The following is a 3,499-nucleotide window of genomic DNA, read 5'->3' as shown; positions in this document are numbered from 1 at the left end:
GCCCCGAGCAGCGCGCTGGCTGGCTCAACCAGCTCGGCGAGGCGTTGCTCGCGCATGCCGACGAGTTCTTCGCGCTGGCGCAACTCGAGTGGGGCTGCACCGGCAATGAGCGCGTCATCCATGTCGAGGGACCGGCGTTCTCGGCCTTGCAGGCCGCCGAGCTTGCCACCCATCCCGTCGAGGAGCAGATCGACGCCTACGGCGCGGCGGGAACAACTCTGCTGCGCTATGAGCCACTCGGTGTGGTGTCGATTCTGACGCCGTGGAACTTTCCGCACACCCTGAACGTGATGAAAGTGTGCGCCGCGCTGGCCGCGGGCAACACCGTCGTGCTCAAACCGTCGCCGTTGGCCCCGCTCGCCGGTCTGGCGTTGGCCCGAATCATCGACGAGCACACCGACATTCCGCCGGGCGTGGTCAATGTCGTCACGCCGTCCGATATCGAGTCCAGCAAGCTGCTGACCGTCGACCCGCGAATCGACATGGTCAGCTTCACCGGAAGCTCGGCCGTCGGCCGCGACGTGATGGCCGCAGCCGGTGGCACCATGAAGCGGCTGCTGCTCGAGTGCGGTGGCAAGTCGGCCAGCATCGTGCTCGACGACATCGCGCTGAGCGACGAGACGCTGGAGCGGATGATGTTCGAGTCGTGCTCCTTCCACGCCGGTCAGGCCTGCATCCTGCACAGCCGGCTGTTGCTTCCCGAGTCGATCCATGACGAGATGGTCGATCGGCTGGTCGCGCTGGCCCGTGCGGTCAAGGTCGGCGATCCTACCGACCCCGACGTGCAGATGGGTCCACTGATCAGCGCCGCGCAGTTGCAACGCGTTCAGGCACACGTGGATCGGGCTCTGGACGACGGCGCCAAGCTGGCCACCGGCGGCGGCCGCCCGGTAGGCTTGGATACCGGGTTCTACTTCGAGCCGACGATCCTTACCGGCGTCACGCCGGATGCGACGATTGCGCAGGAAGAAGTTTTCGGACCGGTGCTGTCGGTGCTGCGCTATAACGACGACGACGACGCGGTGCGGATCGCGAACAACTCGCAGTACGGGCTTTCCGGCGCCGTGTGGGGCACAGACGTCGACCGTGCCGTCGCCGTTGCGCGTCGAGTTCGCACCGGGCAGATCGCGGTCAACGGTTTCGGTCCCGGTGGTGCGCCGTTCGGCGGCTTCAACCAGAGCGGGTTCGGCCGGGAAAGCGGCGGGATCATGGGAATTCGTCAGTACATGGAGCCGAAGGCCATGGGATTGCCCGCGTGAGGAGCGGGCTTCTCGACGGCCTTCGTGTCGTCGAGATCGCTGATGAGATCTCAGGTCCCTACTGTGGCAAAATGTTCGTCGATCTGGGCGCTGACGTAACTAAAATCGAAGGGCCGGAAGGGGATCCGCTGCGTCGATGGGGGCCGTTTCCCGGCGGCGATCCCGACCCCGATCGCTGCGGGTTGTTCGAGTACCTCAACGTCGGCAAGCACGCCACGGTGCTCGACCTGGCACGCCAGGCAGCGGTCGCCCTCGAGCTCATCCGTGACGCCGACGTCCTGATCGACGCGCTGGCTCCCGGAGCCCTGGACGAATCCGGACTCGCAATCGACGCCCTGCAAGACATCAACCCGAACCTGGTCGTGGTGCGCATCTCAAACTTCGGGCAGCACGGGCCGTTTCGCGACCGCGTGGAGACATCGCTGACGCTCCAGGCGGCGTCGGGTTGGGTCTCGGCGCGCGACCTCGACCGCCCGCCGGTGCAGGCGGGCGCCCGCATCGCCGAGTACGTCGCCGGCGGGTACGCCGCCTTGGGCGCGCTCACCGCGCTGCGAATCGCCTCTAGGAGTCGGGTGACCGAGGTCGATGTCTCGGTGTTCGAGGCGCTGCTGTCCACGCTGCCCTACCCGATGTTGATGGCCGAGCGAATGCGAACGCTGGGCCTGCCGTCCAACATCCGCTCGTCCCCGATGCTGGGTGTCGTTCGGGCCGGCGATGGTTGGGTCGGAATCAACTGCCTGACCGGGCAGCACTGGCTCGACGTGTGCGCCATGCTCGAATTGCCCGAGTTCGGCGAGCAGCAATACGCGATCATGATGGGCGGTCCGGAGCGTGCCGAGTTCTTCGCGGCCGCCCAACCCTGGCTGAGCGAGCGAACCGTCGCCGAAATCGTCGAACTCAGTCAGGCACTGCGTATTCCGGCGGCGCCGATAGCAGACGGCGCCACCGCGCTGGATTGCCCGCAGTACGTCAAGCGGGAATTCTTCGTCGACGGGGGAGGACGGGATTGGTCTTTTCGACGTCCGGGCCCGCCGTTTCGTCTCTCGAAGACGCCGGCGATCGCGGCTAGCGCAGCATCCCGTGGCCATTGGCCATCCGCCGAGATCACCGACCCTTCCCAGCCGTTCGCCGGGCTGAAAGTCCTTGACCTGACCACATTTTGGGCGGGCGGCTACCTCACCTGTTACCTCGGCGCCCTCGGCGCCGACGTCATCAAAGTCGAGTCGATTCAGCGGCCCGACGGGTTCCGCTACTCGGCGGCGTATCCGTACGAGGGCGACGACTGGTACGAGCGCAGCGCGCTGTGGCAGGCCACCAACCTCAACAAGCGAGACATCACGCTGGACTTGACCTCGCAGGCCGGGCGCGAGCTCGCGCGACGGCTTGCCGCCGAGGCCGATGTTGTCGTGGAGAACTTTTCGCCTCGGGTGGTCGAGCAGTTCGGGCTGGACTATCAATCGCTGGTAGCGCTACGGCCCGACGTTATCGCAGTCCGCATGCCGGGATTCGGCCTCGACGGCCCGTGGCGGGACTACGTGGGCTGGGCGCTGAACATCGAACAGGTTTCCGGCATGTCGGCGGTGACCGGCTACGCCGACGGTCCACCGTGCAACGTGCAGGGCCCCGCCGACCCGATTGTCGGAGTGCACGCCGGCGTGGCGCTGCTCGCCGCACTCGAGCACCGCCGCCGCACCGGCGAAGGTCAGCTTGTTGAGGTCGCGCAGATCGAGGTCGGCGCCGCCGTCACCGCCGAACCGGTGATCGAGTACTCGATGAACGGCATCGTCCGGCCGCGGGAAGGCAACCGGCAACGCGGCTACCGCCAAGGCGTCTACCCGACCGACACCGAGGATGCGTGGGTGGCGCTGTCGGTGCGCGACGACAACGACTGGGCCGCGTTGGTCGACCTGATGGGTGAGCCCGCGCTGCTCCAGGACGACCGGGCAGCCAATCACGACGTCTTCGACAAAGTCGTCGCTGCTTGGACTCAAACCCAGTCGCCCGCGAATATCGTTGCGGCTCTTCAGGAACGCCATATCCCCGCCGAGAAGGTCATCACGCCCGAACAGATGTATGACGTGCCGCAGCTCGATGCGCGGGGGTACTACGAGGATTTCGAGCACGCGATCACCGGCCGGCACCGCTATCCCGGCTGGCCGTTTCGCATCACCCCCGGACCTTCCCGGCACCATCGCTTTGCCCCGCCGACACTCGGCCAGCACAACGACCAGATTCTGGGA

The 3,499-nt window shown here is 66.6% G+C and carries 2 protein-coding genes; both read left to right on the top strand.

The features are described 5' to 3' along the window. Positions 1 to 1,259, top strand: a 1,259-nt coding sequence (locus WB785_RS08535; RefSeq protein WP_424078453.1) for an aldehyde dehydrogenase family protein, incomplete at its 5' end; no start/stop codon positions are given. A 71-nt stretch (positions 1,260 to 1,330) separates the two neighbouring features. Further along, positions 1,331 to 3,499, top strand: a 2,169-nt coding sequence (locus WB785_RS08530; protein ID WP_424078454.1) for a CoA transferase, incomplete at its 3' end; no start/stop codon positions are given.

The organism is Mycobacterium sp. (genome assembly GCF_049585075.1).
Classification (GTDB): Bacteria; Actinomycetota; Actinomycetes; order Mycobacteriales; family Mycobacteriaceae; genus Mycobacterium.
Note: the sequence above shows the minus strand (reverse complement) of the source record. Positions and strands in the feature narration are given on the sequence as shown.